Here is a 19,368-nt window from a genome sequence, read left to right as displayed (position 1 = left end):
GAAGCCTGTTGTTTAACAAATAATTAATAGTATTGGATAAGTGCTTATTTTTACATCTACTAAGAAATAACAGCTTCCTCAAAACTCATTACTTACAAAAAAAACACCTATCAAGCTATTTTACCACATATTATTCTCTTTTATTCTCATACATTGTACAAATGCTCAAGAGACAAAAAAGTATCGCTCATTATCTGAAGCGCTATTACATAAAGAGCAGGTTTATATCCTTGATTTGTCATACCGGCAACTGGATAAACTTCCATCGTCAATTGGCAGCTTCCGCAATCTTCAATATCTATTCCTGGAAGGAAATCAACTTTCTTCATTACCCGCTTCCATAAAGCAGCTAACCAGACTAAAAGAGCTCAACCTAAGTGATAATCAACTTAAAAAAATCCCTGAAGAGCTCAGCACAATGAATGCCCTGAAAAAATTAAACCTAAATAATAATCTTCTCACCTCATTTCCACTAGCTATCTGTGGACTCAAAAATCTGGAAAAACTATTTATCAGAAAAAACAAATTAGCACAACTCCCCACTGCTATCAGCAACTTAAAAGAACTAAAAATCTTACATCTTGAAGGCAACCGCATTTCTTCATTACCTCATACGATTGGCGACTTACCTTCCTTAAAAGAATTACACTTAGAATGGAATCACATCCAATACCTGCCGAATACTATTGGATCGCTAGAAAAACTGTCTTACCTGAGCGCTTACAATAACAAACTCAAAACACTCCCTCCTTCTATTGGAAATATGCAGCAACTAAAACACTTAATCCTGCACAATAATGCACTTCACTCTATCCCTGAAAGCATTCGGTTACTATCCAATTTAGTATCACTAGAACTACAACAAAACAAAATAACAAAGCTCCCGGATTCCTTACATGGGTTAATGCGACTAGAAAAACTAAATATTTATAAAAATCAGCTAACTGAACTTCCGAATACTATTGGAAGCCTCCCCAACCTCAAAGAATTCTTTCTTCACCTTAATCATATCGAAAAACTCCCTCCTTCTATTGGAAATTTGACCGCTCTGGAAAAACTCATAGCCAATGACAATTCTCTGACTACCATTCCAGAATCCATCCAGGGGCTTATACACTTAAAAGAACTAAACCTAAGAAACAATTCAATTCAAGCACTCCCTCAGACTATAGGAAACCTAACCGCTTTGCAAACATTATACCTAAACAACAACAACTTACAAACACTCCCTGCTTCTATACAAAGGCTAAACAATTTAAAAGAATTACACCTGATCAGAAACAATCTTCAAAATTTTCCGGATACAGCTTCCGGCTTACAGAAACTGACTCTTTTATTTCTTCAAGAAAACAAACTAACTGTCCTGCCGGAATCTCTGGGAAATATACAAGCATTAACACAGCTTTTTTTAAATAAGAACCAACTTAAAAAGCTCCCTCAGTCTATAGGATCGCTAAAAAACCTAACCCATCTATACGCAACCTATAACCAACTTGTCAGCCTTCCTGAATCCATCGGTACTATGATACGCCTACAGCGGCTTATCATCCATCATAACCAACTCACTTCTTTGCCTGCATCCATAGGTGATATTGCTAACGTTCACATATTATTGGTCTACAACAATCAATTATCCGACATCCCGGATTCTATTGGAAAATTAAAAAAACTCCGGGTTTTAAACCTCAACAGAAATCAACTAACCTCTTTACCAGGTACCATTGGAGCACTTCAATCGCTGGAAGCATTGTACCTCTCTAAAAACAAACTAACCTCTATCCCGGATACTATTGGCTCATTAACATCGATAAAAACATTATATCTCTTTCACAATTATCTAGAAGCTCTTCCCTCTTCTATTCAACATCTAACTGCTCTTACACAGCTTTTTGCTGCTAAAAATCCTTTTTCACAAGCTGCAAAAGAAAGAATAATAAGGTGGCTACCTCATTGTCAGATTCATTTCTTTAATGCTAAATTCTAGAGGGCTTTTTTATATACAAAGACAGAAAAACAATATATTTATAACAAAAAGTAAAATGGAAATACACAGATGTGCATGGTGTGTTGGTGATTCTTTATACGAACAATACCACGATGAGGAATGGGGAGTTCCGTTACATGATGAGCAAGAATTATTTGAATTTCTTATTCTCGAAACATTTCAGGCAGGACTTAGCTGGATTACAGTTTTAAAAAAGAGAGAAAATTTCAGAAATGCCTTTGATAATTTTGACTATCAAAAAATTGCATTGTATACAGATGACAAAAAACAGGCTTTACTTCAAAATGCTGGTATTATCCGCAACAAACTAAAAGTAAATGCTACCGTATCAAATGCGCAGGCATTTATCAAAATACAGGAAGAATTCGGCAGTTTCGACACATATATCTGGAGCTTTGTCAACCATACCCCTATTATTAATTCCTGGGCGCATCACAAAGATTGTCCTGCTACTACTGACACCTCTGACATCATTAGCAAAGACCTGAAAAAAAGAGGATTCAAGTTTGTTGGCTCTACGGTTATCTATGCTTTTATGCAAGCTATAGGAATGGTTAATGATCATGTAGTAGATTGTTTCAGGCACAAGGAAGTATAAGCCGTTACAATTTACTTCCATACGCTAAATCTCCTGCATCTCCTAATCCCGGTATAATGTACCCTTTATTATTCAACTCCTCATCTATTGCACCTATCCATAGAGACGTGTGGGCAGGAAAGTGATCCTGTACATAAGCAACTCCCTTAGCGGATCCTATTACAGATATAATGTGTATTTCTTTTGGCTTTCCTTGTTTTTGCAATGCCTTATAAGTTGTTTCCAATGTACTTCCGGTTGCCAACATAGGATCTATAATTACGAGTACTTTGCCTTCTAATGAAGGGGTCGCCAGATAATTCGTAATGATCTCAAAATCGGTATCCGAATTCGTATGCTCCCTATAAGCAGAAATAAATGAACTCTCTGCAAAATCAAAATAATTCAGCACCCCCTGATATAAAGGTAACCCGGCACGAAGTACCGCACATAAAACCAGTTCTTTTTCTGGCAAAGACATCTTTTTCACCCCTAAAGGTGTTTTTATTTCCTGAGTAGTATATAAAATCTCCTTACTCATCTCATATGCCAGCACTTCGCCAATTCGTTCTATATTTTTGCGAAACCGCATTCGATCTTTTTGAATTTCTTCATCTCTGATCTCTGATACAAAATGATTCAGTATTGAGTTTTTTTCTCCAAAATTATATACTCTCATAAAAATTAGTTTATTATTAAAAAAAGACATAAGTTGTTTATTCCCTCAGGTATGCCAAAAACTGTTCTCTTGGGATTTCCCTTCCTCCTAAACTTGCTAAATGTTCCGTATACATCTGACAATCTATTATCTTGGTTTCATAGCGCATTAATTCCTTCACCCAACTGATAAAACCGTATTTAGAAGCATTACTAACATGAGAAAACATACTTTCTCCGCAAAAAACTTTCTTCTCTCTAAGCCAAACGCCATATAACCCACCAACTAAATTGTTTTCCTTCCAAACTTCTACAGATACTGCAATTCCCATTTGATGAAGTTTTTTATACGATCTCTTCATTTCTTTTGTTATCCATGTTCCATCCTGATCCACCCGTTCTATAGAAGCACATTGTTCTATTACTTGATCAAAACAAGTATTGTAAGTCACCTCAAATGCTTCTTGCCTGAATAATTTGCGCATACTTTTACTCACTTTAATCTCTTCTGGATAAAGAACCATTCTGGGATCCGGACAGAACCACATAATAGGTTGATCATCATTAAACCATGGAAAAATTCCTTGTTGATAAGCAGCTATTAATCGTTCTACAGATAAATCTCCTCCCAATGCTAACAACCCATCCGGATTTGCATGAGAAACCGGAGGAAACACTATGGAATCATTAAGAATATACAAAACAAATTTTTTACTTTATCTCTAGGTTAAACATTATACATTCATTTTGAATTCATTAAAATAATGATAATATTTGTTAGAACCTTTTAGGTTAATTTTGTTCATCATTGCTTTTTGAGTTACTAAAAGGTTATAATAATTCACAATATGAAAAGTCCGATACAATGTATCGGACTTTTTGCTATTTTGTTGATTTCAACAAACCCATTTGTTTGCAAAAAACATCTCTTTTCTTATTATTAAAAAGGTAAATCATCGTGTTCATCATTCGACACATCTGATGCTGGTTCAAAAGCATCTGCCGGAGGTGTTGGAGGAGGTGCTTGCATCCCAGCTCCAGCAGCTTGCAGCGCTTCAATTCTCCACCCCTGGATCGAATTAAAATATTTGGTTTCTCCCTGAGGGTTTACCCACTCACGACCTCGAAGGTTGATACTAATTTTCACATCTTGTCCTACGCCAAAATTGTTTAACAAGTCACATTTATCCTGCACAAATTCTACCATTATATGCTGTGGATATTGCTCATCTGTAGTTACAACAATTTCACGCTTTCTAAAACCATTGTTTCCAAAGGTTTGTGTAGAACCTATCATCTTTACTTTACCTTGTACTTCCATCTTTCTGTATTATTATTTTGCTGCTAAAATATTCCATGCAGTATGAATATCATCTTTTTCTAGATACTGCTTGGCAAATTTATGAATTTCTTCAACGTTATCCTGATCTAATTTTGTCTTAATCTCCGTACTATTATCAACAAAGGCTATTGCTTCCTCTGGTAACGGGATTTTCTCTACATTTCCTAATTTACCGAGATCATTCCCTGTAAATACTGTGCTGTGTTTTATTGTTTCCGGGAGTGCATCAATTCCAATCCCCATAGTGGTTAATGGCTTCGGCACTTCAAACATTCCCATATTAGCTCTGGAATACCAATTTCCCCCCATACGAGCAACCTGATCAATTTTATGTTGATCTATTTTACCCGCTTCATCCAACACCTCTTCTTTTACATGCATAAGAACTACTTCACATATAATTAAGTTTCCTGCTCCTCCTTCATTCCCCATCGGCATTATCTCATTTACTTTGCACTCAAACTGGACAGGGGACTCCCCTACTCTAAAAGGGGCTACTTTCTCCGAAGAGACCATTGTCAATCCAGATTTTTCAAACTCATTCACTCCCTTTGGGTATTCAGTACTGGATAGAGACATTTGCTGTACAATATCATAATTAACGATATTAATAACAACTTCTTTGGTCTTCTGAGCATTTTCCAGCGTATGTTTAATCGTATTATCTCTAACTCTTCTTGCTGGTGAAAATATCAGAATAGGAGGGTTCGCGCTAAAAACATTAAAAAAACTAAAAGGAGAAAGATTCGGATTCCCATCTCCATCTATTGTACTCGCAAAAGCAATAGGTCTGGGACCTATGGCTCCTAACATCATACCGTGTAATTTCCCTGTCGTTACCTGAGAAGGATCTATTGTTATCATATCTATAAAATTCTAAAACAAAGATAACTAAAGTTTATCCCTAATCAGAGTAGAAAAAGGAAGTTTATTCTTCATAATATCCACAAACAATAAAACCATTCTAAAAACGATTATATTTGAAATTCAATAAATCAATATCCTATGAATTTTTCTGACGAGCGTAATTTTGCGAGCTATTTTATCATTGTAGCTGTTTTGGTGATTACCGGGCTTGTCTTATGGAACACTTCTCTCTTTTTTCAAAAACTAAAAGATGACGAGCGTATAAAAATGCAGGTATGGGCACAGGCACAAAAAGCTTTTAACAGTGACCTAATGGATGATTACTTAGATCTGACAATTATTATCAATAAGTCCAATACTACAATCCCAATCATTATCACTGATGAAAATGATAACATTGACCCTACTTTATGCGCCAATCTTCCTGATGGAGTCAACGAGGATTCGGAAAAGTTAAAAGAGTATCTCGAAGAGCTAAAGTCAGAAAATGACCCTATGACTATCGACCTAAAAGAAAGTGTTCAATATATTTATTACGGAGATTCTGCTGTGTTAAATAAATTAAAATACTATCCGATTGCGATCGCCCTGATTATTTTCTTGCTTATCGGTGTTATTTACTTTTTCTTTTCTACCTCTAAAGTCAGTGAACAAAACAAACTATGGGCAGGAATGGCAAAAGAAACCGCTCATCAAATCGGAACTCCCTTATCTTCATTAGTCGGTTGGGGTGAAATTTTAAAATCAGAAAATGTCAATCCTGAGTACCTCGTAGAAATGGAAAAAGATATTGCCCGATTAAAAGAGATAACAGAGCGTTTTTCTAAAATCGGTTCTATTCCCAATCTGGAAAAACTGGATATCGTCCACGAAACCAAAGAAACCTATTTGTATCTCCAGGCGAGAAGTTCTAAACTTATTAATTTTTCAATCAATCTTCCTGATTATCCTATAGAAGTATACCTGAATCGGCAATTATATAGCTGGACAATAGAAAATCTTGTTAAAAATGCGATTGATGCAATGAGAGGAAAAGGAAATCTTCATATCTCATTAACCGAAGACACCAAAAGAGTCTATATCAAGGTTAAAGATTCCGGTAAAGGGATCCCAAAAAGCAAATTTTCTAAAATATTCGAACCTGGATACACCTCTAAGAGCAGAGGATGGGGATTGGGACTATCGCTAGCAAAAAGAATTATAGAAAGCTATCACTCCGGGCGAATTAAAGTCTATAAATCTGAAATAGGAAAGGGAACCTCTTTTCAAATCACCCTGCGTAAATCTGACCCTCTTGCATAACATAATTATGACAAATCCGTTATAGTATGTAAACCTACATACAAGTGAAAACGGAACAAATTATCCTGAAAGAAGCGATTCTGAACAATAACTGCCCCGAATGTTATGCCAAAGGAAGTATAACACTTGCTTTTCGACAAAAACGATTACGCTCCCGATTATTAACCATTGTAAAACCTGCAATAGAAGAGTCGATGCACTGCTCCAAATGTGAGTCCTCCATTTTTCCTGGACAATGGACTAAAGACATCGAATTAGTATATAAGTATCATAAAAAAACGATCCATCCAAAACCTGCATCCATGCATTTTTCTGGATTATCATACTTCATTTTCTTCTTATTGACAGCCATTACCGTTATTATTATGTATTGGGACACATTGTCTCCTTATCTAAAATCTTAACCGTCTTTACTGATACTCTTTCATCAGTGCTCTTAAGGCATCTGGAATTCTAAATGTTTTGTCGATGTTAAAATCAAAACAAACGGCTACATCATGACCCTCTGCACACAATACACCATCATCATTGTACAGTTCATGATATAAGCCAAAACTAGAATTTTTGACAAAGGCAACTTTGGATTTAATTAAAACATTGCCTGGGAAAAACAACGGGTGTTTAAAATCACAATGAGTAGAAACAAGCATAGGTCCTTTTTTAGTTTCTTCATAAAGTTTTGCCAAGCCACTAACTTCCCAAAACTGAACCCGGGCGCTTTGCATGTATTTCATAAAATTAACATTATTCACATGCTGATAGGTATCCATTTCACTCCAGTCAATTCGCAATTGCAAGGAGAGTTTACTTGTTGACTCACTCATCTTCACTGCTTACAGGTTTGCTCGTATTGCTTCTGCCAGCGCTATGAATTCTTCTTTTTGCATAGACACCTTATGCTGAAATGTCATTTCTCTCATATCATTAAGCGGAATCAGATGCACGTGCACATGTGGCACTTCTAATCCTACTACAGCCATTCCAACACGCTTACAAGACACTGTTTTTTCTATAGCAATTGCTATTTTCCTTGAAAAATTCATCAATCCCTGATATGTTTCTTTGTCTAAATCAAATAATTTATCCACCTCTTTTTTAGGGATACACAATGCATGTCCCTGAGCATTAGGATTTATATCTAAAAAAGAAAAAAAGTGTTCGTCTTCTGCAATTTTGTAACAAGGGATTTCTCCATTGATAATTTTTGTAAATATTGAGGCCATTTAGGATGTTTCTTTGCGTTTATAAAACGGAAATATAGGGTATTTAACCCGAAGATAAAATCAAAAAAAGCCTTTCTTTGATTTCTTAAGAAAGGCTTTTTTGATTTTTTAAGATTTAATTATTCTCTGGAAATTTCAATCACATCAAACTTCATAATTCCATTCGGAACCTGAATCTCAGCTACGTCTCCTACACTTTTTCCCAGCAGCCCTTTTCCAATAGGAGAATCTACAGAGATTTTTCCTTGTTTAAGGTTCGCTTCACTCTGAGCCACTAGTTTATATATCATTTCGGCTCCATTTGTCTGATTTTTAATTTTTACTGTAGAATGTATCAATGCTTTAGAAATATCCAATTGTGATTCATCTATCAACCTTGCTCCTGATAAGGTTTCTTCCAGCTTCGATATTTTCATTTCCAAAAGTCCCTGTGCTTCTTTCGCAGCATCGTATTCTGCGTTTTCACTTAAATCCCCTTTATCGCGGGCTTCTGCAATCGCCTGAGAAGCTTTAGGACGTTCTATATCTTTGAGATGATTTAATTCATCTCTTAATTTTTTTAATCCTTCCGCAGTATAATAAGATACTTTGCTCATAACTTCATCGTTTATAAAATAGAAAAAATCCCATAAAGATGGGATCTTAGTATAACAAAGATAAGAAAAAAAACACCTGATAGAAGTAATGGGACAGGAGTATTTTTCAACAAGAAAAACGATTTAATACTTGTAAAAAGACAAAAAAGAGCCACAATCATTTGGGTTTTCTTATTCAAATGAAGTATGTTTACTTTTTATTTCTCTGTCTTTATTTTTTTAAATAACCAGTGTTTATCTTATTTTGAATATTTCTTTTTTATGAGACGCTATTTTTATTTTCTTGTTTTAGCATTAATTACAATTGCTTGTTCCAGCGACGATGTTGCGAGAAGAAACCCGTTTTTACCTGAGGTAAATGTCAATTTCCAAATTGATTTAAACCTTCCTCAATACAGTGATTTAAAATTTTCCGGAAATCATGTTATTGAAACAACCGCAGGAAGAGGTATAAAAGGTATCATTATTTACAGCAAAGGAAATTCTCAGTTTTCAGCTTTTGAACTAAGTGATCCGAATATTCCTATAAGCGATTGTTCTCCTTTATCGGTAACGGGTATTTTAGCTTCTTCTAACTGTGGAAACGATAATGTATACAATATCGTTACTGGCATACAAACTAAAGGAGAAGGTGGTTATCCTTTGCTTCGATATACTATTAGAGCAGAAGGAAATACCCTTTTTATTACAAATTAAGATATTACAGCTAGTCCGTTAGTTAGATTCAGCAAATTCAGATCATTTCTCAATGCAAGTATTTTACGTATAGCGATCTTGCTTCTTACTCCTGATTGACAACAAACAACAATCGGCTTGTCTGACTGAATTTGATGAATTTTATCATCCATTTCTTCAATGGGTATATGAATCCCTCCAAGATTAAACTGTTCAAACTCCTCTTGGGTTCGGACATCTAAGATTTGATATTCCTGTAGATTGTTTTGCACTTCCTGTGCAGTAATTTCTACTATTCTACCTGCAGGCAGTATCCCACAAAAGAAATCGTAATCATCGGCTAATGTGACAATATCCGACGCTTCATTTTTAGTTACAGAGAGTATATATTGTTGTAATGACAATGCGTCTATACATAGCAGTTTTCCTGACAGAACATCTCCTATTTCCAACACCATCTTGATAACCTCATTCGCCTGAAAACTTCCGATAATTCCAGGTAATACTCCCAGTACTCCTATTTCTGAACAATTAGGAACTGCATCTGGTTCTGGAGGGGTAGGATACAAACATCTGTATGTTGCTCCTCCTTTATAATTAAATACGGATACTTGTCCCTGAAATTTAAAAATTGATCCAAAAACCAATGGTTTATCCAATAAAACACATGCATCATTTACCAAATAGCGTGTCGGAAAATTATCACTCCCATCTACAATAATATCATACTCTGAAAAAATATCCAGTACATTTTCTTTGGTAAGCCTTTCGTTATACACTTTGAAAAAAATGTATGGATTCAGCTTCTCCAACCTTTTAGAAGCTGTAATTGCTTTCGGTTTCCCTATATCATCTATAGTATACAAAATTTGTCTTTGCAAATTTGTCTGATCCACTACATCATCATCTACAATCCCAATATGTCCTATACCTGCTGCTGTTAAATACTGTAACACCGGGCACCCTAGTCCTCCTGCACCAATCACCAATACTTTTGAAGAACCGATTTTTTGCTGTCCTTCTTCTCCTATTTCTTCTAAAATCAGATGCCTGCTGTATTGTATTTTTTCTTCCTTACTAAACCTCATCTATTTTTATAAAATTTTATACTACTGAAAATAAATACAGTTAACTACCTCCGGACAAATCTACGAAACACTCAAAGGAAACTACTATAAAATATTTCAACACAAGTACCGGAACATTTACATCCTATTTAGAGAGTAAAAAAAACTTACTTCTGCTGGGAGCAATTTTTATAGCTCCGTAATCTTTTTATTGCCAATTGTTTTCCCAGTCTTTCCAGACTACTTCTAACCCTCTCTTTTTTAACATTTCTACAATCACTTCTGTAGGGCGTTCATCAGAAATCTCAAACTGTTCCAGAGATTCTGGTTCTACAACATATCCTCCTGGATTGGTTTTTGATTCTGCACTAATGGAGGTAATTCCTAAATTAACTATATTTTCTCTAAAAACTTCACTCTCTCTGGTAGATAAGGAAAGTTCCACATCCTCATCCAACAGCCTAAAAGCGCAAATTAACTGTACCAAATCCGCATCTGTCATAGCTACTTTAGGTTCTAAACCTCCCGAATGAGGTCTCAATCTGGGAAAAGAAATGGAGTATTTTGTTTTCCAATAGTTTTTTTGCAAATACTGAAGATGCAGTGCTGTAAAAAAACTATCTGCTCTCCAATCTTCAAGACCAAACAAAGCTCCTAAACCTATTTTATGAACCCCTGCCCTTCCTAACCTATCCGGGGTTTCTAACCGAAAATCAAAATTTGATTTTTTTCCTTTGGGGTGGTGTTTTTTATATTCTTCTTTGTGATAGGTTTCCTGATACACTAATACCGCATACAAACCACTTGCAATTAAGCGTTCATATTCTTCCTGGAGCAAGGGTTGTACCTCTATTGTAATATTTGCAAAGTTTGATCGGATTAGCTGAATCGCATGATCGATATAATCTACTCCTACCGTTCTATTTGCTTCTCCGGTTACTAAAAGAATATGGTCATAACCTTTAGACTTTAAATAACCGATTTCCTTAAGTATTTCAGCATCCGTTAATGTTCTTCTCGGAATTTTATTAGTCATACTAAATCCGCAATATGTACAAATATTATGACACTCATTACTGAGATACATAGGGGCATACATCTGTATTGTTTTTCCAAAACGCTTTTTAGTCAACAAACTACTCTGTTGTGCCATTTGTTCAAGATACGGTTTTGCTGCAGGGGAAATTAATGCTTTAAAATCTTCCAGATTTCTTTTCTCTTTATGCAATGCCCTATCCACATCTTCTGATGTTTTGGAAAAAATACTAGAAAGAACATCATCCCATGGATATTGTTCGAATATTTTTTTAAAGCTGTTCATCCGGATATAATTACACTATACTTTTTTATTAATTTTCAGACAGGAAACTTGTCAAAGGACTACTTGCTTCCGCATGTGATCGCACAGGAGCTAGTTTTGCATTATATGCCATTCGACCTGCCTCTACTGCTTTTCGAAATGCTTCGGCCATATGTACTGGATTCTGGGAAACTGCAATTGCTGTATTAACCAATACAGCATCTGCACCGATCTCCATTGCATATGCAGCATGAGAAGGGCTTCCAATCCCAGCATCAACGACTACCGGAACATTGCTTTGGTCAATTATAATCTCCAGAAACTCTATTGTTTTTAACCCTTTGTTACTTCCGATCGGTGCTCCTAAAGGCATTACGCATTGTACGCCCACCTCTTCTAACCGTTTACACAAAACCGGGTCTGCATGAATATAAGGCATTACCACAAAACCTTCTCTTACCAATTCTTCTGCTGCCTTTAAAGTCTCAATCGGGTCCGGCAACAAATACTTAGGATCAGGATGAATCTCTAACTTAACCCAATTCGTTTCCAGAGCTTCTCTTGCCAGTTTCGCTGCAAAGACAGCTTCTTTCGCATCTCTAACTCCAGATGTATTGGGCAATAAATTAATGCGAGGATGCTGTAAATGGGTTAATAAATCATCTTCATCATCATGTACATCTACACGCTTCAACGCTACTGTGATCAACTCACTTTCTGATTGCAGTAAGGCTTCTTTCATCAGTAAAGAAGAACTAAACTTACCTGTTCCTGTAAATAATCGAGAAGAAAACTCCTTATCTGCTATTTTTAACCTATCCATATCTTTATCTACTAACCGCCAGTGTGTTTATATTTTTTATTTTTTCTTCTATATCCATTGTAGCTGTCAACATTCCGGACACCGCCACTCCTGAAACTTTTGTCTCTAGTAATGCTCCTACATCCTCTTCTTTTATACCTCCTATAGCTACGACAGGAACCGAGGCTTTATAGTTTCTAACTTCAGATAAAATTTCTTTATATCCTTCTATCCCTAATACAGGACTTAAGTTTTCCTTTGTACTGGTATACCTGTATGGTCCCAAACCAATATAATCGACTCCATTGTCTATATGCATTTTGCAGTCGTCGAAAGTATTTGCTGTTCCTCCGATAATAAAATTAGCTCCCAGCACTTTTCTTGCTTCTTCGGGACTTACATCATTCAGCCCCAGATGGATTCCATCCGCTTGAGCTGCCTTTGCCACATCTACATTGTCATTTACAATCATAATAACCTCATAATCATCGCAAATTTCTCTACATCGTAATGCTGTTTGTAAGTAGACAACTGTGTCTACATTTTTCATTCTCAGTTGTATCCATTTGCAGCCTCCCTTACAAACATTTTTTATGTTTTCGAGATGTTCTTCCGGAGTTTTCCCCTGAGATATGTAATACACTCTATCCATGGTATCCTAATAAACTTTTATTTGATTGCAATACTTTCTCTGTATATCTTTTTCCTCTATAGACTGCTTTGTGAAGTGAAAATCCTCTTGCCAAATAAGCTGCTATAGCAGACGATAACACACAGCCACTTCCGTGTTTCTCTGAATGGTTTTTTCCTTTTGGATTATAGGTAAATACCTCTCCTGATGGCAGGTATAATTCGTCTTTTCCTATAGCTTCTAAACGATGACCTCCTTTTAACAACAAACCGGTTCTCCCGCTGATATATGCTATTGTTTCTTCAATATCTTTTTCTGGAAATAAAGCTTCTATTTCGTCATAATTAGGAGTAATCAATGTTATTTTTTTCAAAACAGCATTAAATACTTCTATTTGCTCTTCTTGTTTTTTGAAATCAAAATTGGTACTGGATCTCAATACAGGATCTACTACAATCTTTATTCTATCATTATACACTGTCAGTACATCTATAATCTCATGTAGTAATTCCCAATCTTCTATAATCCCAATTTTTACAACCTCGATATCAAAACGCTCTAACAAGGTTTGCAGTTGCCGTTTAATTACCTGTTTTTCTATCCAATGACAGCATTTAAAACACTTATCGTCTTGTATTGTATTTGCTGTACATACCGCTAGTCCATAACATTTTAAATGATCGAATGTTTTACTATCCGCAACCAAACCTGCACCCCCCGAAGGATCAAAACCTGCTATTGTTATTACATACGGTCTATTTCTCATTTCAAAAGAACTATTACTCCTATTTTTTCGTTACTGCTTCGTATGCTTGTTGGATTTCTATAAAGCTAGTCAATGGATCAGTAGTATTCCACACTCCTCCCAAAATGCCAACACCTTTATACCCTAAATCACATGTGGCTCGTATTGTTTCCTTATTAATCCCTCCCATTCCAATAATTTTTTTTGAACTTTGGGTTACATCAAATCCTCTTCCTTCATATCCTTGCTTGGATATCGAACTAAAAACAGGACTCAGTAATACATAATCAAATGAGACTGGACAAGCTTCAATAGCTTCAGGAAGATGAAAAGAGCTGCTTACGCGATATCCTTTTTCTATATATGACTGCACATATTTTTCTAATTTTGCGCCCAAGTCTATACGAGGTTTTTCTTGAATATGCACTCCTCTAAGCTTATATTCTTTGCATAAATCATGAAAGTAATGCAGCATTATCCGATTGTGAAATGGCTTCTCGATCTGATCTAGCAATTCCCTATATCTTTCTTTGGAAAACTCAGGCTTTCTCAAGTGTAATACTTGCAATCCATTAGCAAACAAACTATTGATAACATTAGCTTCTTCTGAAACATTTTTTTCTGAGGTAAGAACGATCACCATGCGTATATTATTTAAAATCATTATCTGAGGGTACAAAATGACTTGTACCCTCAATTAATATTATAAGTATACTTCGCTCCCTTTTTCCTTAAACTCTTCCGCTTTTTCTTCCAATCCAATTTTCAGAGCTGATTTCTCTTCAATTTCTTTCTTAGCAGCATAATCTCTGACCTCCTGAGAAATCTTCATCGAGCAGAATTTTGGTCCACACATACTACAGAAATGAGCAATTTTTGCTCCTTCTGCCGGCAGCGTCTCATCATGATATTCTCTTGCTAATTCTGGATCTAAAGAAAGATTAAACTGATCCTCCCATCTAAATTCAAATCGCGCCTTACTAAGTGCGTCGTCTCGATGTTGCGCTCCTGGATGTCCTTTTGCTAAATCCGCAGCATGTGCTGCCAGTTTATAGGTTATTACTCCTGTTCGTACATCATCTTTATTAGGAAGACCTAAGTGTTCTTTTGGAGTTACATAACATAACATAGCGGTTCCATACCACCCAATCATAGCAGCTCCGATTCCCGAAGTAATATGATCATACCCAGGGGCTATATCTGTTGTCAATGGACCTAATGTATAAAAAGGTGCTTCTCCACAGGCTTCCAGCTGCTTATCCATATTTGCTTTAATCATATGCATAGGTACATGCCCTGGTCCTTCGATAAATGTCTGCACATCGTGCTTCCATGCAATCTTGGTTAATTCTCCCAGTGTTTCTAATTCTGCGAATTGTGCTTCATCATTAGCATCAGCAATACATCCTGGACGGAGTCCATCTCCAAGAGAAAATGCCACATCATAGGATTTCAATATCTCACAAATTTCTTCAAAATGCGTATATAAAAAGCTTTCTTTATGATGTGCTAAACACCATTTAGCCATGATTGATCCTCCTCTGGATACGATTCCTGTAATTCGTTTTGCTGTCATCGGCACATATGCCAAACGAACCCCAGCATGAATTGTAAAGTAATCAACCCCCTGTTCCGCCTGTTCTATCAATGTGTCTCTAAAGATTTCCCAGGTGAGATCTTCCGCTTTTCCATTTACTTTTTCTAATGCCTGATAGATAGGAACAGTTCCTATTGGCACTGGAGAGTTACGAATAATCCACTCTCTGGTTTCATGTATGTTCTTACCTGTAGATAAATCCATGATATTATCAGCTCCCCATCTACATGCCCAAACAGCTTTTTCTACTTCTTCTTCAATACAAGAGGTAGTAGCAGAGTTTCCTATATTGGCGTTAATCTTTACCAAAAAGTTTCTTCCCAAAATCATTGGTTCACTTTCTGGATGATTAATATTAGATGGAATTACAGCTCTTCCTCTGGCAACTTCTTCTCTCACAAATTCAGGAGTAATAACATCGGGAATACTAGCTCCAAAATCATGTCCCGGATGCTGTACAGACAATCGTTTCGCCTCCTGAAGTTTTTGATTCTCTCGTATTGCTACATACTCCATTTCTGGAGTAATAATTCCTTGTTTAGCATAATACATCTGAGAGACATTTTTACCTTTTTTGGCTCTTTTCGGTTTTTGAATATGATTGAATCGAAGGTGATCCAGACTTTTATCATTTAACCGTTCATTACAATATGTAGAAGAAAAACCATCTAGTTCTTCCACATCACCTCTACTCATAATCCATTCTTCTCTAATACGCTCTATTCCTTCGTGTACATTTATTTTTTTTGAAGGATCTGTATATGGTCCACTGGTATCATATACCGTAACAGGCTGATTTGGTGTTTTCTTTCCTGTGAAACTATCAACAGTATCACTCAAGGTAATTTCACGCATAGCAACCTTTATATTAGGATGAATTTCTCCCGGAACATAGATCTTTTTCGATGCAGGAAACGGGGTAGTAGAAATTACATTTTCCTGAGGTGCTGTATCTTTTTTCTTCATGGTAACGTATTTTAACGATTTATTTTGAGCTATTACTTTACTCACTTGGTGAGATTCATGCTCCGAGGCAAGCCTCTCAATTAAAAATTTGTTTCAAACGAACCCCTCACAGGCTTCGTCTGAGACAGTTCCTTCTATTTATCCTCCCTGTGTCGCTTGAATAATAATAACATTATCTCCTTCTTTGAACAAAAGAGTTTCCCAATCTGTTTTTGGTACAATTGTATTATTAATCGCAACTGCAATTCCCTGAGAGGATAACTGAAGTAACTGTAACAACGTCTGTACAGAGCTGTTTTCTTCTATTTTTTGTTGTTGATTATTAACGTTTATGGTCATGTTCTTAGCTATATTGCCATAAACTCTAGGTACTGTAACTACATAATTGAATACAATATCGTTACATCCATTGAAGAAATACTACCGAAAAAAATCGATAATAACTTTTCCCTTCGACGGGATTAGCCGCATCAGGTTCAAAGGGTATTTCTCAGACCTCACTTTCATTACAAAAAATAAGGACACCCCTAAAGTTTATGTTGTAAAAGTAATCAAACTGATCTAAAAAGCAATTTTTATTCGCTTTTTAGATCAATTCTTAATACCAACTGCAAGGTTACACTACCGTAAGCATGCATTTCGTGTTAGACTGTTTTAAAATTTTAGTGTTGCCCCTAACAAAAAATTAATTCCTGCCTGAGGATAATACCCTACCCCTTCTTCAGTTGTTATTGTTCCTGGAGTACTAAAATCATCTTGATAGGTATAAAAATATCCATTAGATTCATATTTATGATCAAAAATATTATTCACCACTCCACTAAGTACAACACTTTTAAACACTGAAAAATCTGTAATTTCATAAACGATATTCAGGTCGTTGACAAAAAAATCGTCTAACTTTGATTTTTTACTGTCAATGTTTCCCATATATTGCTCGCCTACATACTTAGATAAAAAACCAATTGTCATGTTTTCAACCGGATGGTATTCAATCACATTTCCTGCAATAATCTGAGGAGAAAAAGAAATATGAGTATCTCCAAGAGAAACTAATGCATCGCCTTCTGTTTTGATAAAATCTTTGTTTTTATTGTCGCTCAAAGCTATATTAGGTCTAACTAAAAGCTTATCCTTTAATATCACTACCTGTGCATCTACTTCTATCCCTAATCGATAGCTTTCTCCACTTGTTGCTCTGATAGGCTCCCCTACATCATCAATAGCTCCTGTTAGTACTAATTGATCTTTATACCACATAAAATATGCATTGGTATTCAATACTAATTTATCAGAGAATAATCGCCAGCCAACTTCTACATCCTGTAATTTTTCTGCCGTATTGATTCCATTCTCAAAATCGTCTCTTCTCGGTTCTCTATGGGCTATAGCATAGGAAGCATATAGATGGTTCTGTTTATCAATCGTATAGGTTGTTCCTATTTTAGGGTTAAAAAAATCATATGTTTCATCAACCTGTAACGCAACCCTGTCAGAGGTAAGTCCAGTTGTTTTATAAGTTACGAATCGCCCCTGAAGATCCAGGAATGCACTCCATTTTTCATTGACTTTGTAGGTTGTTTTTCCAAAAACAGTAAATTCATTTTTTCTTCCATTACCAGAGTAATAATGGTCTCTTATTTCCGACCCGCCTGCATATTGAGCCCAAATAACTTCTCCAAAATGGTCTCCATCATAATGACTAAAGAAACCTCCTGCTTTAATATCCAGATTTTCTTTTTTATAATTTACATTGGCATTAATCACATAAAAATCATTTTTCAGCCATCTTCGTCTGATCAGATCCGTGGTATTAATAATCTCTCCCCCTATATTAATAGGCGTAAAATCATAATCTTCAAAATCCTCATCTTCTTTATACTGTTCAAAATACCCTCTTCCATAAGTATAATTCAGCCCTATATTAGACGACCAGTAATTATCAAATTTTTGATTCCAATGCAATTGATAATGATCTTGCTTATAATTATCTACTTCATTATCATAAAATCGAATATTTCCATTTTCATCTTCATACTGACCAGCAGAATTAAACGTTCTGTTATCTATTAATGTTTTTTCATCAACTCCATTCCAGGATTGATATGTAATTTCATGACCTCCAAAAGCAATTGCTTTAATCAACGTCTCATCTGTAATATACGCCCCTTGCAAAAAATATGATTTCAAATCCGAAGCTGCCCGATCAATATATCCATCAGAAGCAATTGCCGAAAGCCTTCCCGAAAACTCTACCTTATTATCCAAAAGCCCAGTACTATATTTCAATGTATGTTTTCTAGTGCCAAAAGAACCGAATGAGTTTGTTATTTCTCCATATCCTTTTTCCGAAACAGCATCTGTTAAAAGATTCAGGCTTGCCCCAAACGCTCCGGAACCATTAGTTGATGTCCCTACTCCTCTTTGCAATTGCAGATTTTCTACTGAAGAGGCAAAATCAGGTAAATTCACCCAAAAAGTCCCTTGACTTTCTGAATCATTAAAAGGAATTCCATTCAGGGTTACATTAACCCTGGTAGCATCACTACCTCGCACTCGTATTCCTGTATACCCTACCCCTGCTCCTGCATCAGAAGTGGTTACTACTCCCGGAAGATAATTTAATAATATCGGGATATCCTGCCCTAAGTTTCTTCCTGACAGTTCTTCCTTACTGACATTAGAATAGGTGATAGGTGCATCTGCCTCTACACGAACTGCTTTTACTAAAACCTCATCTAGTTTTTCTGGTTCTTTTTTTATAGAATCTTGTACTTTTTCTTGTGCTATTCCTACTACAGAAAACAACATACATATGATACCATATACTTTATTTGACATCTCTTTATTTTTTCATAATTACTAAAAACCATGTTCTTCTTTACTTTGAACATTTCTTTCATAAAAAAACAAGAGTACGATGCTGCAGAACCTCCTTACAATCCGCTTTTGAGGCATAACCATCAGGAAGAGTTCCTGTATAAAGACATAAAAATAGTATGCTTCCTCCCTTAGC

Annotated in this window: 21 protein-coding genes and 1 riboswitch; of the genes, 5 read left to right on the top strand and 16 right to left on the bottom strand. The window is 35.8% G+C overall.

The genetic code is table 11. From position 1 onward, the window contains the following. The first annotated feature begins 109 nt into the window (after positions 1–109). A complete protein-coding gene (locus tag ACFSTE_RS01270; protein ID WP_378258961.1) occupies positions 110–1,984 on the top strand; it encodes a leucine-rich repeat domain-containing protein in 1,875 nt (624 codons plus the stop codon). Positions 1,985–2,039: 55 nt separating this feature from the next. After that, the gene (locus tag ACFSTE_RS01265; RefSeq protein ID WP_176027945.1) at positions 2,040–2,603 is read left to right on the top strand and encodes a DNA-3-methyladenine glycosylase I; all 564 of its coding nucleotides are present in this window, start codon (positions 2,040–2,042) and stop codon (positions 2,601–2,603) included. 4 nt (positions 2,604–2,607) lie between these two features. On the opposite strand, the gene upp is transcribed toward ACFSTE_RS01265, so the two are convergent. The 4 genes from upp to ACFSTE_RS01245 form a co-directional block, all read right to left on the bottom strand. Continuing rightward, positions 2,608–3,261 (bottom strand): uracil phosphoribosyltransferase, encoded by a 654-nt coding sequence (gene upp / locus ACFSTE_RS01260; RefSeq protein ID WP_378258056.1) that lies wholly within the window; start codon positions 3,259–3,261, stop codon positions 2,608–2,610. Between the two features lie 37 nt (positions 3,262–3,298). Further along, positions 3,299–3,940, bottom strand: coding sequence for a leucyl/phenylalanyl-tRNA--protein transferase (gene aat, locus ACFSTE_RS01255; protein ID WP_176027947.1), 642 nt, complete (start codon positions 3,938–3,940; stop codon positions 3,299–3,301). Between the two features lie 239 nt (positions 3,941–4,179). Continuing rightward, complete coding sequence (locus ACFSTE_RS01250) at positions 4,180–4,560, bottom strand: DUF3127 domain-containing protein (RefSeq protein ID WP_176027948.1); 381 nt, start codon at positions 4,558–4,560, stop codon at positions 4,180–4,182. Between the two features lie 12 nt (positions 4,561–4,572). Beyond that, complete coding sequence (locus ACFSTE_RS01245) at positions 4,573–5,445, bottom strand: flavin reductase family protein (RefSeq protein ID WP_378258053.1); 873 nt, start codon at positions 5,443–5,445, stop codon at positions 4,573–4,575. A 141-nt stretch (positions 5,446–5,586) separates the two neighbouring features. Here ACFSTE_RS01245 and ACFSTE_RS01240 point away from each other — a divergent pair, with 141 nt between their 5' ends. Beyond that, positions 5,587–6,750, top strand: a complete 1,164-nt coding sequence (locus ACFSTE_RS01240; RefSeq protein ID WP_176027950.1) for a sensor histidine kinase — start codon at positions 5,587–5,589, stop codon at positions 6,748–6,750. 44 nt (positions 6,751–6,794) lie between these two features. After that, a complete protein-coding gene (locus ACFSTE_RS01235) occupies positions 6,795–7,154 on the top strand; it encodes a hypothetical protein (protein WP_378258051.1) in 360 nt (119 codons plus the stop codon). A gap of 6 nt (positions 7,155–7,160) precedes the next feature. Here ACFSTE_RS01235 and ACFSTE_RS01230 read toward each other — a convergent pair whose 3' ends face one another. The 3 genes from ACFSTE_RS01230 to greA all read right to left on the bottom strand — a co-directional run bounded on the left by ACFSTE_RS01230 (position 7,161) and on the right by greA (position 8,569). Next, positions 7,161–7,574: an acyl-CoA thioesterase gene (locus ACFSTE_RS01230; RefSeq protein WP_176027952.1), complete on the bottom strand. Its 414-nt coding sequence runs from the start codon at positions 7,572–7,574 to the stop codon at positions 7,161–7,163. A gap of 9 nt (positions 7,575–7,583) precedes the next feature. Beyond that, entirely contained in the window at positions 7,584–7,973 is a 390-nt protein-coding gene (locus ACFSTE_RS01225; RefSeq protein WP_378258049.1) for an HIT family protein, read from the bottom strand. A gap of 119 nt (positions 7,974–8,092) precedes the next feature. Continuing rightward, positions 8,093–8,569 carry a transcription elongation factor GreA gene (gene greA, locus ACFSTE_RS01220; RefSeq protein WP_176027954.1) on the bottom strand — a complete coding sequence of 159 codons (477 nt, stop codon included), beginning with the start codon at positions 8,567–8,569 and terminating at the stop codon, positions 8,093–8,095. A gap of 261 nt (positions 8,570–8,830) precedes the next feature. Here greA and ACFSTE_RS01215 point away from each other — a divergent pair, with 261 nt between their 5' ends. Then, positions 8,831–9,265, top strand: a complete 435-nt coding sequence (locus tag ACFSTE_RS01215; protein WP_176027955.1) for a hypothetical protein — start codon at positions 8,831–8,833, stop codon at positions 9,263–9,265. Here the strand turns inward: ACFSTE_RS01215 and moeB are convergent. From moeB to ACFSTE_RS01170, 9 genes are all read right to left on the bottom strand, one after another. Then, a complete protein-coding gene (gene moeB, locus ACFSTE_RS01210; RefSeq protein ID WP_378258047.1) occupies positions 9,262–10,332 on the bottom strand; it encodes a molybdopterin-synthase adenylyltransferase MoeB in 1,071 nt (356 codons plus the stop codon). The two genes, ACFSTE_RS01215 and moeB, sit on opposite strands and share 4 nt — an antisense overlap. Before the next feature lie 187 nt (positions 10,333–10,519). Next, positions 10,520–11,632: a 2-iminoacetate synthase ThiH gene (gene thiH, locus ACFSTE_RS01205; protein ID WP_176027957.1), complete on the bottom strand. Its 1,113-nt coding sequence runs from the start codon at positions 11,630–11,632 to the stop codon at positions 10,520–10,522. 28 nt (positions 11,633–11,660) lie between these two features. Then, on the bottom strand, positions 11,661–12,434 hold the full coding sequence (locus ACFSTE_RS01200) for a thiazole synthase (protein ID WP_176027958.1): 774 nt from the start codon (positions 12,432–12,434) through the stop codon (positions 11,661–11,663). Between the two features lie 4 nt (positions 12,435–12,438). Further along, positions 12,439–13,065, bottom strand: coding sequence for a thiamine phosphate synthase (locus ACFSTE_RS01195; RefSeq protein WP_378258044.1), 627 nt, complete (start codon positions 13,063–13,065; stop codon positions 12,439–12,441). Continuing rightward, on the bottom strand, positions 13,058–13,810 hold the full coding sequence (locus ACFSTE_RS01190; RefSeq protein ID WP_176027960.1) for a hydroxymethylpyrimidine/phosphomethylpyrimidine kinase: 753 nt from the start codon (positions 13,808–13,810) through the stop codon (positions 13,058–13,060). Before ACFSTE_RS01190 ends, ACFSTE_RS01195 begins: the two co-directional genes overlap by 8 nt. Positions 13,811–13,829: 19 nt before the next feature. Beyond that, a complete protein-coding gene (locus tag ACFSTE_RS01185) occupies positions 13,830–14,453 on the bottom strand; it encodes a thiamine phosphate synthase (protein WP_378297918.1) in 624 nt (207 codons plus the stop codon). 39 nt (positions 14,454–14,492) lie between these two features. Next, positions 14,493–16,352 carry a phosphomethylpyrimidine synthase ThiC gene (thiC, locus tag ACFSTE_RS01180; protein WP_176027962.1) on the bottom strand — a complete coding sequence of 620 codons (1,860 nt, stop codon included), beginning with the start codon at positions 16,350–16,352 and terminating at the stop codon, positions 14,493–14,495. A gap of 138 nt (positions 16,353–16,490) precedes the next feature. Then, a complete protein-coding gene (thiS, locus tag ACFSTE_RS01175) occupies positions 16,491–16,691 on the bottom strand; it encodes a sulfur carrier protein ThiS (RefSeq protein ID WP_176027963.1) in 201 nt (66 codons plus the stop codon). Between the two features lie 91 nt (positions 16,692–16,782). Continuing rightward, positions 16,783–16,891: riboswitch (TPP riboswitch) on the bottom strand. A 115-nt stretch (positions 16,892–17,006) separates the two neighbouring features. Next, a complete protein-coding gene (locus ACFSTE_RS01170; protein ID WP_378258039.1) occupies positions 17,007–19,193 on the bottom strand; it encodes a TonB-dependent receptor in 2,187 nt (728 codons plus the stop codon). Positions 19,194–19,368 lie beyond the last annotated feature (175 nt).

This window comes from Aquimarina hainanensis (assembly GCF_042684685.1).
Lineage (GTDB): Bacteria > Bacteroidota > Bacteroidia > Flavobacteriales > Flavobacteriaceae > Aquimarina > Aquimarina hainanensis.
Note: the sequence above shows the minus strand (reverse complement) of the source record. Positions and strands in the feature narration are given on the sequence as shown.